General features: G+C 73.6%; 12 protein-coding genes. 8 read left to right on the forward strand and 4 right to left on the reverse strand.

Translation table 11 applies throughout. The features are described 5' to 3' along the window. The first annotated feature begins 576 nt into the window (after positions 1-576). Positions 577-1,659 carry an aldo/keto reductase gene (locus BLR33_RS24545; protein WP_093786747.1) on the forward strand — a complete coding sequence of 361 codons (1,083 nt, stop codon included), beginning with the start codon at positions 577-579 and terminating at the stop codon, positions 1,657-1,659. Between the two features lie 191 nt (positions 1,660-1,850). On the opposite strand, the gene BLR33_RS24550 is transcribed toward BLR33_RS24545, so the two are convergent. Beyond that, on the reverse strand, positions 1,851-2,288 hold the full coding sequence (locus BLR33_RS24550; protein WP_093786748.1) for a hypothetical protein: 438 nt from the start codon (positions 2,286-2,288) through the stop codon (positions 1,851-1,853). A gap of 172 nt (positions 2,289-2,460) precedes the next feature. Here BLR33_RS24550 and BLR33_RS24555 point away from each other — a divergent pair, with 172 nt between their 5' ends. After that, entirely contained in the window at positions 2,461-4,050 is a 1,590-nt protein-coding gene (locus BLR33_RS24555; protein ID WP_093786749.1) for a Na+/H+ antiporter, read from the forward strand. A 31-nt stretch (positions 4,051-4,081) separates the two neighbouring features. Here BLR33_RS24555 and BLR33_RS24560 read toward each other — a convergent pair whose 3' ends face one another. Next, positions 4,082-5,014 (reverse strand): NAD-dependent epimerase/dehydratase family protein, encoded by a 933-nt coding sequence (locus tag BLR33_RS24560; protein ID WP_093786819.1) that lies wholly within the window; start codon positions 5,012-5,014, stop codon positions 4,082-4,084. A 269-nt stretch (positions 5,015-5,283) separates the two neighbouring features. On the opposite strand from BLR33_RS24560, the gene BLR33_RS24565 reads away from it, so the two are divergent. The 5 genes from BLR33_RS24565 (at position 5,284) to BLR33_RS24585 (ending at position 13,183) form a co-directional block, all read left to right on the forward strand. Next, positions 5,284-5,574, forward strand: a complete 291-nt coding sequence (locus BLR33_RS24565) for a hypothetical protein (RefSeq protein ID WP_093786750.1) — start codon at positions 5,284-5,286, stop codon at positions 5,572-5,574. A 372-nt stretch (positions 5,575-5,946) separates the two neighbouring features. Beyond that, the gene (locus BLR33_RS24570) at positions 5,947-6,888 is read left to right on the forward strand and encodes an ABC transporter ATP-binding protein (RefSeq protein WP_093786751.1); all 942 of its coding nucleotides are present in this window, start codon (positions 5,947-5,949) and stop codon (positions 6,886-6,888) included. Further along, on the forward strand, positions 6,885-8,267 hold the full coding sequence (locus BLR33_RS24575; protein ID WP_107408913.1) for an ABC transporter permease: 1,383 nt from the start codon (positions 6,885-6,887) through the stop codon (positions 8,265-8,267). The genes BLR33_RS24570 and BLR33_RS24575 overlap by 4 nt, the downstream gene beginning before the upstream one ends. Before the next feature lie 3 nt (positions 8,268-8,270). Further along, positions 8,271-11,024 (forward strand): bifunctional YncE family protein/alkaline phosphatase family protein, encoded by a 2,754-nt coding sequence (locus BLR33_RS24580; RefSeq protein ID WP_093786752.1) that lies wholly within the window; start codon positions 8,271-8,273, stop codon positions 11,022-11,024. A gap of 479 nt (positions 11,025-11,503) precedes the next feature. Next, entirely contained in the window at positions 11,504-13,183 is a 1,680-nt protein-coding gene (locus tag BLR33_RS24585; protein ID WP_176930438.1) for a S53 family peptidase, read from the forward strand. A gap of 134 nt (positions 13,184-13,317) precedes the next feature. Here BLR33_RS24585 and BLR33_RS24590 read toward each other — a convergent pair whose 3' ends face one another. Both BLR33_RS24590 and BLR33_RS24595 read right to left on the reverse strand, forming a co-directional pair. After that, complete coding sequence (locus tag BLR33_RS24590) at positions 13,318-13,992, reverse strand: alpha/beta fold hydrolase (protein ID WP_093786753.1); 675 nt, start codon at positions 13,990-13,992, stop codon at positions 13,318-13,320. 57 nt (positions 13,993-14,049) lie between these two features. Beyond that, complete coding sequence (locus BLR33_RS24595; RefSeq protein WP_093786754.1) at positions 14,050-14,934, reverse strand: helix-turn-helix transcriptional regulator; 885 nt, start codon at positions 14,932-14,934, stop codon at positions 14,050-14,052. Between the two features lie 117 nt (positions 14,935-15,051). On the opposite strand from BLR33_RS24595, the gene BLR33_RS24600 reads away from it, so the two are divergent. Next, complete coding sequence (locus BLR33_RS24600; RefSeq protein WP_093786755.1) at positions 15,052-15,993, forward strand: SDR family NAD(P)-dependent oxidoreductase; 942 nt, start codon at positions 15,052-15,054, stop codon at positions 15,991-15,993. Positions 15,994-16,157 lie beyond the last annotated feature (164 nt).

Raw genomic sequence — 16,157 nt, forward strand, 5'->3', positions numbered from 1 at the left:
CAGCGACCGCCAGGGCCCGCGTCGGCGCGGGTCGGCGGCAAGGCGTCCGTCAGTGCGGCCCGAAGCTCTCCATGCACGGCACTCTAGCGGCCGTGCGAGGAGCTGACGAGCCCCGCCCGCGCGGCATACCCGCTCACGGCCGAGGGGACCGGGCGCCTCCTCCGGCCCCCCGCCGACAGCGCCCACCTCCACCCGGCACGGCCGACAGCACCCTGCGCACGCACCACAACCCACCGTCCGGCACCGCCCGGCCGGGCCACCCGGCGCCGCCGGCGCATGGCCTTTCCCGACGGAGCCGGCACCGCCCGCGCCCTTCTCGGTGCGACCGGCCGACGGCCCCCGCCGGGTCGGTCGCGGCGCCGTACGCCGCACCGCCGGGTGCCGTACGCCCGGGCTCGGCCCGCCCGGGGGCGCACCCGGAACCCCGGCGGAATTCGGCAGGATCGTGCAATCGCCCAAGAGTATTCGTCTCACGCCCCACCCGTCCCGGATGGTTCGCTTCAAGGGTCGATCCGATCGCGAGGGCCCGGCGGACGCGGGGTCCCTCGGGACATCCATCAGTACGGGAGTGGACCCATGGCACTCGATTCCTACGTCGGGCTCGGACGTTCCGGGCTCAAGGTCAGCCCCTTCTGCCTGGGGGCGATGAACTTCGGGGAGGACGGCGGGATGGGCTGCGGCGTCGCGGAGGCGGAGAAGATCCTCGACGCCTACCTCGACCGCGGCGGCAACTTCGTGGACACCGCGAACTTCTACACCAATGGGCACTCCGAGGCGATCCTCGGCGACTACTTCGCGGCCCGCCCGGGGCGGCGCGACCGGATCGTGCTCGCCACGAAGTTCTTCGGCAACCTCCACTTGGGCGACCCGAACGGCGGCGGCGCCGGCCGCAAGGCGCTGCTGAGCCAGGTGGAGGACTCACTGCGCCGGCTGCGCACCGACTACATCGACCTGTACTGGCTGCACAACTACGACTGGTCCACGCCCGTCGAGGAGACGCTGCGGACCCTGGACGACCTGGTGACCGCGGGCAAGGTCCGCTACGTCGGGTTCTCGGACACCCCCGCGTGGTTCACCGCCAAGGCGCACACCACGGCGCTGCTGCGCGGCTGGACCCCGGTGACGGCGCTGCAGATGGAGTACTCGCTGCTGGAGCGCACCATCGAGGGCGAGCTGATCCCGCTCGCGCAGGACGCCGGGATGGGCCTGCTGCCCTGGAGCCCGCTCAAGAGCGGCTTCCTGGCCGGGGGCTGGCGGCGGGGCGAGGCCGCGCCGGCGGGCTCGCGGCGGTCGGCGGTGCTGGGGGCGCCGACCGAGGACCAGTTCACGGTGATCGAGGCGCTGGCCCGGGTCGCGCGGGAGGTGGAGGCGAGTTCGGCGGCGGTCGCGCTGGCGTGGGTGCAAAGCCGCCCGGGTGTCACCTCGACCCTGATCGGCCCGCGCACCCTCGACCACCTGGCGGCCAACCTCGCCGGGCTGGAGGTCCGGCTCACGCCCGAGCAGACCGCCCTGCTCGACGAGGTGTCCGCCCCCACGCTCAACTTCCCCCACGCCCTGAACCGCGCGGTCGGCCCGATGCTCAAGTACGCGGGCGCGACGGTGGACGGCGAGCCGAGCACCGTCTACCCGCCCCTGCTGCAGAGCACCGAACGGTACTGAACAAACCCCGGCCGTAGGGGAACACGGCCGGCCAGGCCCAACACCCGGGCCGTGCGGGGGAGCCCGCAGCCGGCCCCGCCCAAAGCCCGGGCTGTACGCGGAACAGCGCAACCGTCCCGCCCAAGGCCCGGGCCGTACACGGACACCCCCAACCGCCCCGCCCAAAGCCAGGCCGTACGCCGGCGGCCGCTCTACTCCCCCGCCGCCGGTCCCTGCGTCCAGGTCCCGAACGTCAGGTTCGACAGGTCGCGGCCCTGCACCACCGGCCCGTACTGCACGCCTCCGCTGATCGTGTTGCGGAAGCCGCCCCCGTCGGTGCCTTCCGGGGCCAACTCCTCCAGCAGCGCCCGCAGTTCGGCCGCGGCGGCGGGATCGTCGCGCAGGGCCCGGCGCAGCCGCTCGCGCCAGTCGGCCTCGATGCCGGCGGCGGCCTCCTCGTCGCCGGCGGCCCGGGCCCGTTCGAGGGCGGTCCGTGCCAGCGCCAACTCGCGCCCCGCGTCCTCCGCGTGGCCGCCGCGCCCGAAGAAGCCCGCCAGCCGGCCCCGTACCTGGGCCCAGGCGTCCGACACCATCAGGTTGACCAGCACTCCGGCCCCCGAGGCCGCCAGCTGTGCCAGTTCGCCTTCCACGCCGCCCCCTGCCCGACGCTCCGACGTCCCCGTCGCGTCATACGATCCGCATCCGTCCCGCCACCCACCGTAGAACACGGTGTCCGGCGCCCGCACCGACAGCCCGCGCAAGGGACGGCGCAAGAGGCGGCACATAACGGGAAAACACCGCACACGGTGGGATAGTGATCCCGTGCGCGGGCTGGAGATCATCGTCGTGGTGCTGACGGCCGTGCTCGGCCTGACCTGGCTCGCCCAGCGGCTCGGGGTGAGCGAGCCGCTGCTCCTGCTGCTCGGCGAGCTGGTGCTCGCCGAGGTGCCGGACGTCGGCGGGGTGCACCTGTCCGGCAGCGTGGTGCTGCTCGGCTTCCTGCCGCCCCTGCTGTACGCGGAGGCGCTGACCATCTCGCAGCACCAGATCCGGGCCAACTTCCGCACGATCGTGCTGCTGTCGGTAGGGCTGGTGCTCGCCACCACCGTCACGGTCGCCGCCACCGGGCACGCCTTCGGGCTGACCTGGGCGGTCGCCTACGTGCTCGGCGCGGTGCTCTCGCCCACCGACGCGACCGCCGTCGCGGCCGTCGCCCGCGGGCTGCCCCGCCGGTTCCTCACCACGATGCAGGCCGAGAGCCTGGTCAACGACGGTACGGCGCTGGCCGCCTACGCCGTGGCGGTGGACGTGGCGACCGGCCGGAACTCCTTCTCCTGGGGCGAGGCGCTGGGCCGTTTCGCGCTGAGCTACGCCGGCGGCCTGGCGATCGGCGCGGGCGTGGGACTGCTGGTGGTCGCGATCCGGCGGCACCTGCACAGCACCTCGCTGGAGAGCGGGCTGAGCGTGCTCACGCCGTTCGCGGCCTATCTCCCGGCCTCGTCCGCCGGTGTCTCCGGAGTGCTGGCCGTGGTGGTGTGCGGGCTCGTCATCAGCCGGGCCAGCCCGCTGCTCATCCCCGCCCGCAGCCGGGTGCAGACCCTGGACTTCTGGAGCGTGGCCGCCTTCCTGCTCAACGGCTCGCTCTTCGTCCTGGTCGGCACCCAACTCCCGCACGTCGTGGGCAACCTGACGGCCATGAGCCCCTGGCGGGCGCTGCTGCTCGCGGTCGCGGTCAGCGGCGTGGTGATGGCCACCCGGCTGGTCTACGTCTTCTGCAGCCCCTACGCCGTGCGCGCGGTGGACCGCCGCCAGGTGCAGCGCCTGCGGCGCATCCCGCCCCGCTACCGCATCCCCACCGCCTGGGGCGGGGTCCGCGGCGGGGTCTCGCTGGCCGCGGCCCTGTCGATGCCGACGCTCACCGAGAGCGGCCGGCACCTGGCCGCCCGGGACGTCGTCGTCTTCGTCACGGCCGTGGTCATCGTCGCCACCCTGCTGATCCAGGGCCAGACGCTGCCCGCGGTGATCCGCTGGGCCCGCCTGCCGCCGGACCGCGAGGCCGACACCGAGGAGCAGCTGGCCTACCGCCACATCGCCCAGGCCGCGCTGGAGTCCCTGCCGGACCATGCCGCACGCCTGCACACCCCGGCCGCGGTGGTCGACCGGATCAGCCGCGAGCTGGAGAGCCACGCGGGGATGACCGAAGGGCCCTCGCCGGGCCACCGCACCGAGTACGACCTGCGCAAGCAGATCATCGCCGCCAAGCGCACGGCCCTGGTGGACCTGCGCGACCGCCGGCGTATCGACGACTCCGTGCTGCGCCGGGTGCAGGAGGCCCTGGACGCGGAGGACCTGCGCCTGGACATCGGCCTGGAGGGCCACCGGCTCGCCCACCAGCCCCAACCGGACTACTGAGAAGGGGTGTTGGCGGCACCCCGCCCGCCGCTCAGCCCAGCTCCTCGCGGAATCCCTCCCGCCACGACGGGTGGCGCGGCTGCCAGCCCAGTTCCCGCTTGGCCTTGGCGTTGGAGAAGCCGCGCCCCTGCGTCATCATGATCACCGCCACCTCGCCGGCCAGCAGCCGTGCCGCCCACGCGGGCACCTTCAGCGGCTTCTTGGCGCCCGCGGCCTCGGCCAGGTGGGGCAACCAGGCTGCGGCGGGGGCGGGTTCGTCGTCCGCGATGTTGAAGACGCCCCGCGCCTTCTGCTCGACCGCGAGCACGGTGGCGCCGGCCGCGTCCTCCAGGTGCAGCCAGGAGGTGTAGCCGGTGCCGCCGCCGACGAGCGGGAACTTGCGGGCCCGCACCAGCTCCGCCTGGTCCTCGATGACCCCGGGCCCGTACAGCCCGCCGTAGCGCACCACCGCGCCACCGGCCTCCAGTACGGCCGCCTCCAGGTGCCGGAGCGCGGCCATGGCCGCCTGCGCCGCGGTGCCCTCCAGCGGGTCCAGCGGGTCCTCCTCGGTCTTCACCCAGCCGCCCTGGCGGATGCCGTTCCAGCTCGCGTAGCCCTGGGCGACCACATGCGGCACGCCCGACTCGCGTGCGGCGGCGAGCAGATGGTCGGTGCCCTCGGTGCGCAGCCGGGTGGTCGGGGCGAACCAGCGGTCGAAGTGGCGGAAGTCCGGCCGACCGGTGTGCGCGGGCGAGATCGCCGTCATCTGGTGCACGATCACGTCCGGTCGGGCGCGGGCGACGGCTTCTCGCACCGAGCCGGCGTCCAGGCCGTCCATCACCGCGGGCTCGGCGCCGAGCTCCGCCAGCAGGCCCGACCTGGCCGCGCTGGTCGAGGTGGCCGTCACCTGGTGCCCGCGGGCCACCAGTTGGGGCACCAGGTGACGGCCCACCGCCCCGGCTCCGCCCGCCACGAAGACCCGCATGACCATCACCCTCCCGGACTCGCCCGACGCGTCCCGGCCCGCGCGCGACGGCCCGGTCCGCCTTCTTCCTACCGGAGCCTTGCCACTCCGTCCGGCTTTGACACGAAGCACAGCGGAACACGGTCATCCGTCCCGGCACCGCCCTGGGCTGCGGGAAGGCCCCCTGTCACCGACCGCACGGGAAAGGACGGGAAAAGACCGGGCCTCATCGCTGCGGCCCCTGGCGCCAGGGGAGTTGGACCCGCGTACGCTTGGCCCGGAGGTGGGGGATGGTCGGTACGCTCTTCCTGGTCGCCAGCGGTCTGGTGTTCGTCGTGCTCGGCGGGATGTTCATACAGCGCCGCCGCCGCAGGCACGCCAGCGCGCGGGCGGGGTGGGCGGCCTGCTCGGTCGGAGTGGGCCAACTGCTGCACGCCATAGGCTCGCAGGCCGGGCACCAGCAGCCGCTCGCGCTGATCCTCGCCATCTCCTCGGCCGCCTTCAGCATCGGCGGCCTGATCGTCGTGGCGACGCTGCGCCGCCGCCGTCCCCGGCAGGCCCTCCCCACGCTCGACTCCTGACCCGCCCGGCCGACCACGGCGGGCCGGCCACAACCGCCCGGCCCGCGGTCGCCCGGGCTCGTCCAACTCCCGCCCGCGGCACGCCGTATGGGGCGCCGGACACAGATCCCGCACACATTCGCGACCCGGCCCCGCGGTGGACATACCCGCACACGGCACGAGTTGACCCGCTTTGCCGGGCAGCCACCGGCACTCCGTCAAGTCCCGGTCAAAAGCGGGTGAACACCCGCAGGTCAGCCCTGCCGTGCCCGCCGCAGGGGCATCGTTGCAGTAGGCATCAGTCGTCTCCCGTTCCCCAAGCGTTCAATTGAGTGTCCCTGCCCGGGCTGTCTGGCGTCCCTAAGTTCCCTGGGGGTTTCGAAAGAAGGGACTATGGACACTCTCGCAGTCCGCGCTCGTGGGATCAGCAAATGTTTCGGCGACGTCGTCGCGCTCGACGGCGTCGACCTCGATGTGCCGCAGGGGCAGATCCACGGCCTGGTCGGGCCGAACGGCGCCGGCAAGACCACCCTGCTCGGCCTCCTGCTCGGCCTGGCCGTCGCCGACACCGGCACCCTGGACATCCTGGGCACCCCGCTCGGGCGAGCGCCGGCCGCCCCCGACGGCGTGGCCGGCTTCGTGGACGGCCCCGGCCTCTACCCGTCCCTGACCGCCCGCCAGAACCTGGCGGCGCTGGCCGCCCTGCGCGGCTCGGACGCGCGGACCGCGGGAATCGACGACGTGCTGGCCCAGGTCGGCCTCACCGACGTCGCCGACGACCGGGCCCGCGGGTTCTCGCTCGGCATGCGGCAGCGCCTCGGACTCGCCGCCGCCCTGCTCACCCGGCCGCGGCTGCTCGTCCTGGACGAGCCCTCCAACGGCCTGGACCCGGCAGGCAAGCGGCACGTGCACCGCGTGCTCGACCGGCTCGCGGCCGAGGGCACCGCCGTGGTGCTCTCCAGCCACCGGATGGACGACGTGGAGGCGCTCTGCTCGGAGGTCACCATCCTGGCCACCGGCCGGGTCGTCTTCTCCGGCCCGCTCACCAAGCTCGCCGCGGAGAACCGCGAGCTGGAGTACCGGGTGCTCACCTCCGACCCGGCGGCCGCCCGCGAGGTGGCCGCGGGAGCGGACGGGGTCGCCCTCGTGGAGAGCGCCGCCCGCTCCCGGCACGGCGCCGACGCCTTCGTGGTACGCGCCCTGGTGCCCGCCATGGACGACCTCGTGGCGGCGCTGGTGCGCGCCGGGATCGCGGTGCGCGAACTCGCCCCCGTGGTCTCGCCGCTGGAAGCGGCGTTCCTCGCCCTCACCGAACAGCAGGAGGCCGGCCGATGACCGCGACCGCCACCCCGGCAGCCGGCGAAGGCAACGTTGTCACGCCGGCTGCTGCCACCCGTCCCGTCTCGGTGGCCCGCGGCTACCGCTTCGAGGTGGTCAAGCTCGTCTCCCAGTGGCGCATCCGGCTGCTGGTGCTCGCCTGCTGGATCGTGCCCGGGCTCTTCGTGGCCGCGGTGAGCCGGCAGAGCACGCTGCCCTCCGACACCCTCTTCGGCCGCTGGATGCACGCCACCGGCTGGGCCGGGCCGCTGGTCGTCCTCGGCTTCTCCGGCAGCTGGGCGCTGCCGCTGCTGACCTCGGTGGTCGCCGGCGACGTGTTCGCCGCCGAGGACCGGCTCGGCACCTGGCGGCACCTGCTGGTGGCGGTCCGCTCGCCGCGGCGGATCTTCGCCGCGAAGGCGCTGGCCAGCCTCACGGTGATCCTGCTGCTCGTGGTGGGCCTGGCCGCCTCCGGCATCGTCGGCGGCCTGCTGTCGGTGGGCGACCACGCGCTGGTGGGCCTGGACGGCCACCTGCTCGCGCCCTCGGACGCGGCCGGGGACGTGCTGCTCGCCTGGACCGCCGCGCTCGCCCCCACCCTGGCACTGGCCGCGATCGGCCTGCTCGGCTCGGTCTCGCTCGGCCGCTCGCCGATGGGCCTGCTGCTGCCCGCGCTGGTGGCCCTCGCGATGCAACTGGCCCAGATGCTGCCGCTGCCGGTGGCGCTGCGGATGGCGCTGCCCGGCTACGCCTTCATCTCCTGGAACGGCCTGTTCACCGATCCCGGCCAGCTGCGCCCGCTGCTGATCGGCGTCGCAGTGAGCCTGGTGTGGGCGGTGGTGGCCACCGCGCTGGCCTACCTGCTCTTCGTGCGGCGGGACTTCACCAACGCCCAGCACGACAGCACCGCGCGCCGCGCCGTCACCACCGGGCTGATCCCGCTGGCGGTGCTGGTCGCCGCCACCTTCGCGATCGTCGCCGCGGCCACCCCGTCGATGGGCTCGGGCATCACCAAGCCCAAGCTCCAGCGGTCGGTCGCCACGGCGTTCGCCCACCTGTACCGCATGCAGACCCGCCAGCTGAACCGCCCCGCCGTCACGGAGGCGCAGCTGCGGGTCTCGGCCGCCTGCACGAAGGGTGACGACGATTCGGCCACCCAGGGTGCGGGCAACGACTGGCGCTGCGTCGTGACGTGGCACCTCCCCGGCGTCGAGGCCGCAGGCACGGCCATCTACCAACTCGACGTCACCTCGGACGGGCGGTACGTCGCCGACGGCGACGGACCGAAGGAAGTGAACGGCTACTTCCTGGTGCGCACCCCGCAGGGGGACGCGCCGAACCCGCTGTGGCAGTTCGACGGCAACGTCGAGCTGCTGTCAACCTCCCAGAAGGGATAACCCATGCAGGTAACACGCCGCCGCCGGCGTGTCGAGAAGGCGAGCTTCGTCTTCCTCGGTAGGCAGTTCGGCCGCCGGGTGACGCTGGTCACGGCGGGTATCACCGCCGTCGGCCTCGCGGCCACCGGCACGGCCTTCGCCCAGACGCACCAGTTCGGCACCCAGCAGGTGGGTCAGCAGACGGCGCAGGGCCAGGTCATCTCCAGCGACCAGTACCTCGACCCCTACGGTGCCCGGTCGGTCATCAACGACGGCAAGATCATGTCGTCCTCGGTGAGCCCGGACGGCAGCCACCTGGCCGCCTCGGTCACCGACGGGGACGCGGACCTGGTCATCGTGGACCTCAAGACGTACAAGGTGCAGCAGCTCGTCGGCAGCAACGCGGCCGACAACCTGCGCATCAGCGGCGCCGACGTGGGCCAGGAGGGCCCCACGTACTCGCCCGACGGCAAGCAGCTGTGGCTGGGGCGCACCGACGGCTACACCAAGTTCACGGTGAACGCCGACGGTTCGCTCTCCAACCCGGTCACCATCAGCATCCCGGCGGACGGCGCGAAGCACGCGCTGGTGGCCGCGGCCGTCTTCTCGGCCGACGGCTCCACCGTGTACGCGGCGGTCAACGGCCAGAACCGGGTGGTGGCCATCGACGCGGCGACCGGCGCGATCGAGCAGAGCTGGAACGTCGGCAACGCCCCGCGCGGTCTGGTGCAGGTCGGCAGCAAGCTCTACGTCACCAACGAGGGCGGCCGCCCGGCGCAGCCCGGTGACACCACGCTCAACTCCTACAACACGCAGGTCCCGGCGAGCGCGGTGACCGGTGCCACCACCACCGGCACGGTCAGCGTCATCGACCTGGCGAAGCCCACCGCGGCTCCGGCGAGCATCGGGGTCGGCCTGCACCCGACGGCGATCTACGCCGGCAAGGGCGCGGTGTTCGTCACGAACACCGCGACCAACACCGTCTCGGTCATCGACCCCAAGCGCGACAAGGTCGTCCAGACCATCTCCACGCAGCCCTGGCCCGAGGCGTCGGTCGGCTACGAGCCCGACGCGGTGACGCTCACCTCCGACGGCCACCTGCTGGTGACCCTGGGGCGCGCCAACGCGATCGCCGTCTACCGGTTCAGCAGCGCGCAGGAGCCCGTCTCCTACATCGGCCTGCTGCCCACCGACTACTTCCCGGCGGAGATCGCGACCGTCGGCAAGCAGATCGTCGTGTCCAACACCCGCGGCATCGACGCGCTCCGCCCCACCGCGAGCGCCGGCCACGGCACCCACGACACCACCTCCAGCCTGGTGCACTTCACGCTGCCCAGCGACAAGGTGATCAGGTCGCAGACCGACAAGGTCTTCCAGCAGAACGGCTGGACGAACAACGACGTCAAGCTGGCCCAGGGCAAGAAGGCCAAGGCCGTCCCGGTCCCGGCCCGCATCGGCGACCCGTCGACGATCAAGCACGTCTTCCTGATAGTCAAGGAGAACCGCACCTACGACCAGCTCTTCGGCGACATGCCGCAGGGCGACGGCGACCCGTCGCTGGCGGAGTTCGGCGAGAACGTGACGCCGAACCAGCACGCGCTGGCCACCCAGTTCGGCCTGTACGACAACACCTACGACATCGGCACGAACTCCGCCGAGGGCCACAACTGGCTGATGCAGGCCGACGACCCGGAGTACACCGAGTCCTCCGCCGGTGAGTACCTGCGCAGCTACGACACCGAGGACGACGCCCTCGGCCACCAGAAGTCCGGCTTCCTGTGGACCGGCGCCCAGGCGGCCGGCAAGTCGGTGCGGGACTTCGGCGAGTTCCAGCAGTTCCTGACCAAGCCGGCCGCCGCCAGCTGGCAGAACCTGTACTGCGACGCCAAGACGATGGACGCGACCGGCTCGAAGAGCGCCTACACCCTGGACTCCTCCTCGCCGATCCCGTCGCTGAACAACGTCTCGCTGCCGACCTTCCCGAAGTTCGACACCAGCGTCCCGGACCAGTACCGGTACGAGATCTGGAAGCAGGACTTCGAGAAGAACGGCCCGGCGAACCTGAACATGTTCTGGCTCTCCAGCGACCACACCGGCGGCCCGGCGAGCCCGGCCGCGCAGGTGGCCGACAACGACCTCGCGGTCGGCAAGATGGTCGACGAGATCTCGCACAGCAAGTACTGGAAGGACTCGGCGATCTTCGTCGTCGAGGACGACTCGCAGGCCGGCCTGGACCACGTGGACGGCCACCGCGCCCCGATCCAGATCATCAGCCCCTATGCGCAGCACGGGGTGGTGGACGACCACTACTACTCGCAGATCACGATGATCCGCACGATCGAGCAGATCCTGGGCATCCACCCGATGAACCAGAAGGACAGCGCGGCCACCCCGATGACCACGGCGTTCACCAGCAAGCCGAACTACACGCCGTACACCGCGGTGCCCAACCGCACCTCGCTGACCGCCGGTCTGAGCACGCCGCCCTCCTGCGGCGTGGACACCCCGGCCCCGCAGGACCCGAAGGCCGCGGCCGTGCCGTCGACGACGGTGCCGGCGGCGGAGAAGCAGGTCGCCGCACAGTGGAACACCTGGAAGTCGCACCAGCGCCTGACCGGCCCCAACGCGGTGCCGGACTACGCCGACCCGACCCAGATGAACCACTTCACCTGGTACCAGACGCACGACTGGAAGACGCCATACCCGGGCGAGCACAAGATCTACGCCCCCGACGACGTCCCCGGCGCGTACATCCCGTCGTCGGAGAACGACGGCTGACGCTCCCGACGACGTCCGTCTGAACCCCGCACGACCCGTACCACCCGCACCACAGGGCCCCCGCCCGGCACCCCGCCGGGCGGGGGCCCCTTGCGTGCCCAGACAACGATGTCGGTCTTTTTCCGCGCAGGCAACGGCCGCACGGCGCCCTGGTCTGCACCAATGCACGGGTGTGGGGTTTTGTGGGAACTCCCGCTACTTCTGGGGGCATTGACAAGGGAACCCACAAGAGTGCTCAATGTGCAGCGAGCACCCGGGAGGCCACCGTCGGCAGGTTTCCCGAGCCGTTTTCTGTCATGCACATGGCGACACGGGCGAGTGCCCCACCGGCTCGCAGCGGGCGGCCCCCGCGTCCGGCGGCGCGGGCCCCCGGCCGTCCCACGCCCCGAGGATCGGCGCCTGTTCGACCGCTCGGCACCGCACACCCTCTCCGCCGGGGACGGTTTTGCCCCCGGCACCCCCCACACAAGGTGGACACGATGAGAACACTCCTCCGGTGGGCGCTCGCGCTCACCGCCGCGACCGGGATCGCCGTCGGCGCCCCGATGGCGGCACAGGCGGCGCCCCTGGCGCCGGACAGCGCGAGCAGCCCCGCAGCCGGCCACGCGAGCAGTCGGACGGGCAGCTCGCCGAGCAGCACCGCGACCGTTTCGGCGGGCAGCCACGTCGCCACCACGCACGCCTGCGACAAGCCGCTCCACCCCGGCGCGCCCGTCTGCTACGCCCTGGTGCGCACCGACGTCCCCGCCGTCCGCGCCAACGCGCTCTCCCCGGACGCCACTCCGTCCGGCTACGGCCCCTCCGACCTGCGCAGCGCGTACAACATCGCCTCGGCGGCGGCCTCGAACGGCGGCGGGGCGACCGTGGCGGTCGCCGAGCTGGCCGACGACCCCAACCTGGAGTCGGACCTGGCCACGTACCGCGCCCAGTACGGCCTGCCGGCCTGTACCACCGCCAACGGCTGCTTCCGCAAGGTCAACCAGAGCGGCCAGCAGGGCAACTACCCGCCCGGCGACAGCGGTTGGGGTACCGAGGCGTCGCTCGACATCGACATGGTCTCGGCGATCTGCCCCAACTGCCACATCCTGGTGGTCGAGGCGGGCGACCTGGACGCGGCCCAGAACACCGCGGTCTCGCTCGGCGCCCACTTCATCTCCAACAGCTGGGGCACCGGGGACGGTTCGGGCAACGCGGGCGGCGACGCGGACTTCAACCACGCGGGCGTGGTCGACGTCGCCAGCTCCGGCGACAGCGGCTACGGCGTCAGCTTCCCCGCCACCTCGCAGTACGTCGTCGCCGCCGGCGGCACCAGCCTGCGGCGCGACTCCTCCGGCCGCGGCTGGTCGGAGACGGCCTGGTCGGGGGCGGGCGCGGGCTGCTCGTCCTGGGAGGCGAAGCCGTCCTGGCAGAAGGACACCGGCTGCGGCAGCCACCGCACCGTCGCGGACGTCTCGGCGGTCGCCGACCCGGGCACCGGCGTCGCGGTCTACGACACCTACGGCCAGGGCGGCTGGTTCGTCGTCGGCGGCACCAGCGTCTCGTCGCCGATCATCGCCTCGGTGTACGCGCTGGCCGGGGCACCGGCCGCCTCGGCCGCCTCGGTGCTCTACGCGCACACCGGCGGCCTGAACGACGTGGTCTCCGGCTCCGACGGCTCCTGCTCCCCGGCCTACCTGTGCACGGCGGGCGGCGGCTACGACGGCCCCACCGGCCTCGGCACGCCCAACGGCCTGGGCGCCTTCAACGGCACCGCCGGCGGCGGCTCCAACGGCGCCAGCGGCCCGATCACCTCCGGCGTCTCCGCCTCGCTCTGCCTGGACGACCGCTCCTCCGACACCACCGACTACAACCCGATCCAGATCTGGGGCTGCAACGGCACCGCCGCCCAGCAGTGGACGGTCGGCGCGGGCAACACCCTCCAGGTACTGGGCAAATGCCTGGACGTGTACGCGGCCGGCACCGCCGACGCCACCGCGGTGGACCTCTACACCTGCAACGGCACCGGCGCCCAGGTCTGGGTTCCCCAGTCCAACGGCTCCCTGCTGAACCCGAATTCGGGCAAGTGCCTGGACGACCCCAACAGCTCCACCACCGCCGGCACGCAGGTCCAGATCTGGGACTGCAACGGCACGAACGCCCAGCGCTGGACCCTCCCCTAGCGCCCACTCCCGTCCGGCAGGCTCTCGCCCGCCCGCTCCCGCCCCATCCGGGCGCCCAAGTCCCCTACGCCCCACCCGACTTGGGCGCCCGCCACGCCCGGGTGCCCGGGCAGCTCCGGGCGCCCCATCGGCGCTCAGCCCTCGTACCCGACCAGGCGTTCCGCCAGCTCGGCCGGGTGCGACAGGGCGGCCAGGTGGCCGCCGGGGACCTCGTCCGTGTCGATCCCCAGGCGCTCGCGGGCCACCCGCCGCTGGAACGCCGCCGGGAAGAACCGGTCCCCCGCCGCGGCCACCACCCGCGTCTCGACGTCCGGCCACCGCTCGATCGCGCACGGCTGGCCGAACGCGATCTCGGCCTCGGGCCCTTCGTGCGCGGCCCCCTCGGCGGCGACCTCGGCGGGCACGTCGTGCAGGAAGTAGGTGTCCAGGTCGAACTCGGTGCCGTAGCCGCCGGCCTCGGCCGCCGCGATCCGCGCCTCCTGCGAGCCGGTGGCCTCCCACCACTCCCCCGCCGTCTCGCCCGGCAGCGGGATCATCGCGTTGACCAGTACCAGCCGGGCCACCGGCGCCCGCGCGCAGACCATGGGGGCGGTGAAGCCGCCCATCGACTGGGCCACCACCACGGCCTCCTCGCGGTCGCCGACCGCCGCGGCCACCTTGTCGGCGTACTCGGGCAGCCCGGCCGAGGCGTCGGCGCCGGGCAGGTCGACGGCGACCGCCTCGTGCCCCCTGGCCCGCAGCTCGGGCACCACCCGGTGCCAGTACCAGGCCGCGCCACCGGCCCCCGGGATCAAGACGTACCTGCTCATCCTGCGGCCTCCTCGCTCTTCCTTCCGGCCCGTGCAGACCGCCGGCGGGCGCGGAAGTCATCGGTGGCGGGGGGAACCGGTCCGCGGCGGCGCCGGCTGCTCGGCCATCGACTGGGTGCCCAGGACGGTCGCCAGCGCCAGCCGCTCGGCGTCCTCGGTGCCGGGCTCGGCGGTGTAGACCATGATCCGCAGGTCGTCCATGGCGACGACGAGCGTGTCGCAGTCGAGCGCGATCCGGCCGACCGCGGGGTGCTCGATCACCTTCCGCCGGGAGGTGTCCGGCAGCGGCGGCAGCGCGTCGGCGTCCCACAGCTCGGTGAACTTCGGGCTGGCGTGGTCGAGTTCGCCGATCAGTCGGCGCAGCGCGCGGTCGGCGGGGTAGCGGGAGGCGGTCAGGCGCAGGTCGGCGACGAGCCGCGCGTCGAGTTCGGCCTGCTCCCGCTCGGTGTGCACGACCCGCGACGGGGGCCCGGCGAGGTGGCGCCACACCGCGTTGCGCTCGATCCCGCGCCAGGAGGTGGTCGCGCCCATGAGGGCGTCGTAGGGGGCGTTGGCGAGGACGAGCGTCCAGGTGGCGTCGTAGACGACGACGGGGGTGTTCGCAAGGCGGTCGAGCAGGCGCTGCACGCTCGGCGGGACGCGCGAGGGGACCACGCCGGTGCCGGGCGGGGTGTGGCCGGCCAGCCGGTGGAGGAGGTCGCGGTCGGTGTCGGACAGCCGCAGCGCCTGCGCCAGGGCCTCCACCACCTGGGCGGAGGGCGCGGTCGCCCGGCCCTGTTCGAGCCGGGTCAGATAGTCGGCCGAGATCCCGGCGAGGGCGGCCAGCTCCTCGCGGCGCAGCCCGCTCGCCCGCCGGCGCGGCCCGACCGGTACACCCACCGTCCCGGGTGCGACGCGGTCGCGCCTGCGGCGCACCATCCGGCCGAACTCCCAGGTCTCCATGGACCCAGTCTGCAGCGCCCGCGCGCCGCTGTCCTGGCCCCGCCGTTCCCAGGACCGGCGGCTCCCGGGACAAGGAGACGGCTGGCCGGCCGCCCGCGGCGGGCCGAGGCTGGGGGCATGAGCACCGACACCGGAACCGTTCTGATCACCGGACCGACCCGCGGCCTCGGCCGGTCCGCCGCCCTCGCGATGGCGGGCCGGCCGGCGGGCGAGCGGCCCGACCTGCTGCTGGTCGGCCGCGGCGGCGACGCCCTGGCCGACACCGCCGGCCGGGCCCGCGCGCTCGGCGCGGTCGTCCACACCGTCGCCTGCGACCTGTCCCGGCTGGCCGACGTGCGGGCCGCCGCCGCCACCGCGCGGGAGCTGCTGGCCGCCGGGGCGGTACGGCCGCTGCGGGCGCTGGTCGCCAACGCCGGCCGCATGTCGGCCGACACCCGCGAGGCGTCCGCCGACGGCTACGAGCTGACCTTCGCCGTCAACCACCTCGCGCACGCGCAGCTCATCGGCGACCTCCTCGGCTCGATGGCCACGCCGGGCCGGATCGTGCTGCTCGGTTCGAACGTCTACAGCGCCAACATCTGGCGGCGGCTGCTGGGCGTGCCCGAGGCGCGCTGGCGCGACCCCGTCGAACTCGCCCGGCCCGCCACCGGCACCCGAAGCCCGGGCTTCCAGGAGTCCGGGATCGCCTACGCCAACGCGAAGCTGGCGGTCCTGTACTACGCGCACGAACTGCAGCGGCACACCGCGCCCGGTGTCAACGTCACGGTGTTCGAGCCGGGTTGGATGCCCGGCACGGCGCTGAGCCGCGACGCGCCCGCCGTCTTCCAGGCGATGGGCCGCGGCCTGGGCCGCGTGCCCGGCGTCTCCACCCCGAGGCGCTCGGGCCCCGCGCTGGCCTCGCTCGCACTGGACGAGAAGTGGGCGGGCCTGCGCGACGGGGCGTTCGTGGTGGTCGACAAGGTCCGCCAGGTCCGCCCGGTCGCCCAGGCCCCGCAGCGGGAGCGGCGGTTGTGGGAGGCTACGGCCCAACTGCTCGACGGCGCCAAGGTGTCGGGCTGAGCTCGGTGCCGACTGCCCTCAGGCAGGCGCCTGGTGCCGCCCCCGACTGCCGTGCCGCCGCCCGGCTGCACCGCCGAGCGCCGGCCGTCTCGCCGGGGCACCGTACCGGCCGGCGTACGCCCGTGCGGCGTTCCCCGCCGCGCCCGACCGGTGGCCGCCCCGCC

This window comes from Actinacidiphila guanduensis (assembly GCF_900103985.1).
GTDB classification, from domain to species: Bacteria; Actinomycetota; Actinomycetes; order Streptomycetales; family Streptomycetaceae; genus Actinacidiphila; species Actinacidiphila guanduensis.

Coding starts and splice junctions, on each gene's coding strand:
- BLR33_RS24575 (WP_107408913.1), top strand. CDS start 6,885: ATGACCGCGACCGCCACCCCGGCAGCCGGCGAAGGCAACGTTGTCACG.
- BLR33_RS24545 (WP_093786747.1), top strand. CDS start 577: ATGGCACTCGATTCCTACGTCGGGCTCGGACGTTCCGGGCTCAAGGTC.
- BLR33_RS24585 (WP_176930438.1), top strand. CDS start 11,504: ATGAGAACACTCCTCCGGTGGGCGCTCGCGCTCACCGCCGCGACCGGG.
- BLR33_RS24580 (WP_093786752.1), top strand. CDS start 8,271: ATGCAGGTAACACGCCGCCGCCGGCGTGTCGAGAAGGCGAGCTTCGTC.
- BLR33_RS24590 (WP_093786753.1), bottom strand. CDS start 13,992: ATGAGCAGGTACGTCTTGATCCCGGGGGCCGGTGGCGCGGCCTGGTAC.
- BLR33_RS24595 (WP_093786754.1), bottom strand. CDS start 14,934: ATGGAGACCTGGGAGTTCGGCCGGATGGTGCGCCGCAGGCGCGACCGC.
- BLR33_RS24565 (WP_093786750.1), top strand. CDS start 5,284: ATGGTCGGTACGCTCTTCCTGGTCGCCAGCGGTCTGGTGTTCGTCGTG.
- BLR33_RS24600 (WP_093786755.1), top strand. CDS start 15,052: ATGAGCACCGACACCGGAACCGTTCTGATCACCGGACCGACCCGCGGC.
- BLR33_RS24560 (WP_093786819.1), bottom strand. CDS start 5,014: ATGCGGGTCTTCGTGGCGGGCGGAGCCGGGGCGGTGGGCCGTCACCTG.
- BLR33_RS24570 (WP_093786751.1), top strand. CDS start 5,947: ATGGACACTCTCGCAGTCCGCGCTCGTGGGATCAGCAAATGTTTCGGC.